Annotated in this window: 1 protein-coding gene; it reads left to right on the top strand. The window is 71.7% G+C overall.

Annotated features, from left to right (window positions below):
• Positions 1-1,620, top strand: a 1,620-nt coding sequence (locus U9980_RS25735) for an ATP-binding protein (RefSeq protein ID WP_322770294.1), incomplete at both ends; no start/stop codon positions are given.

Genomic DNA, 1,620 nt, shown 5'->3' with positions numbered 1-1,620 from the left:
GATATGGAGATCAACCGGGCCGTCGCGTACCTGGAAAGCGGCCTGTCCGTCCTCATCCGGTGCGAGAAGTTGCTGGTCGAACACCTGGCGCACGAGATCGCCGGGCGGTCCGGACGGTCGGCGCGGATGCTCCGGCTCGGCGGCGGGTCCGCTGCGGCCGGGCTGGCGCCGGGGACGGCGTCGGGAATGGCGTCGGGAATGGCGAGCGGTCTGGGGGATGCGACCCCGCTCGGCGGCGGGCGGCGCGCCGAACTGCTGGCCGCCCTGCAGGCCGCGGTCACCGACGCCAAGCCGGGTGACGTGGTCGTCGTGCCGCACCTGGATCTGCTGGCCGGCGGCACTGACGCGACGCTGACGAGCGAGGCCCGCGAGCTGACCGACGTCCTCTACGAGCGCAGCGCCTGCGTGCTGCTGGCGTTCACCGACCCGTCCCTGGTGATCCCCGAGGTGCTGGCCAACCGGTTCGCGGTGCGGTTGTCGATCGAGATCCTGCCCCGGGAGGTGACGACCCGCTCCGGTGAGCGGGTGCCGGTCGGCCGGGCGCTGGTCACCCGCGCAGAGGCGGAGCTGTTCGACGGTTTCGACGCGACCGACCTGTACAAGTACGTGGCCGGGATGAACGCCGTCCGGTTCCGCAACGCCCTGCGGTTCGCCTACCACCAGCATCGTCCGGCGATCGGCGCGGCCCGGCGGCCCACCTTCGCCGACCTGCGCCACGAGCTGCGGGTGTTCAAGGCCCGCACATCCAGTTCGTTCGAGGTGCCGAACGTGCCGTTCTCGGCGATCGGCGGCTATGGGGACGTCAAGGCCGAGCTGGAACGCGCGCTGACCATCGTCGGCGGTGCTGTCGACCTGCCCGAGCATCTGCGCCACGACCTGGTGCCACGCGGGTTCATCTTCCACGGCCCGCCGGGGACGGGCAAGACGCTGTTCGCCAAGGCCGTGGCCGCCCGCCTGGCCGCCACCATCCTGGTGGTCAGCGGGCCGGAGGTCACCGACATGTATGTCGGGGAGAGCGAACGCAAGGTCCGTGAACTGTTCGCCGAGGCCCGCCGCAACGCCCCGGCCGTGGTCGTCTTCGACGAGTTCGACTCGATTGCGGCCAGGCGCTCCGGCCGGGACGACGGCGGCAGCCGGGCGGGCAACGCGATCGTGGCCCAACTGCTCACCGAGTTGGACGGTTTCCGGCCCGAGGTGCCAGTTCTGATCATCGGTACGACCAACCGGATCGATCTGATCGATGACGCTCTGCTGCGGCCGAGCCGGTTCCGGCCGATCAGAATCGACCTTCCGCAGGAGGACGCCCGCCGGGAGATCGCCCGGGTGCACGCCGACCACTTCGGTATTCCGGTGAGTCCAGCGCTGGTGGACGGCATTGCGCGGGTCACCGAGGGGCTCAACGGCGACGAGATCCGCTCGGTGTTCCGCGACGGCCGCGCCGACGAGCTGGTCGGAGCCGACCGGCGACGCGCCGACGCCCGCCGGCTCGGCGAGCTGATCGGGGCGCTGAAGGCGGCCCGCGGGCAACGGGAGCGGGAGAAGAACCCCCGGCTCGGTCGTTCCGGTGACGGCCAGCGCCGGGTGACCCTGGTCGGCCCGATCAGGCTCGCCGGGGTCGCC

This window comes from Protofrankia sp. Cr1 (assembly GCF_963555865.1).
Taxonomy (GTDB): Bacteria; Actinomycetota; Actinomycetes; order Frankiales; family Frankiaceae; genus Protofrankia.
The sequence above is the reverse complement of the archived record's forward strand: the minus strand, read 5'-3'. Positions and strand labels throughout refer to the sequence as shown.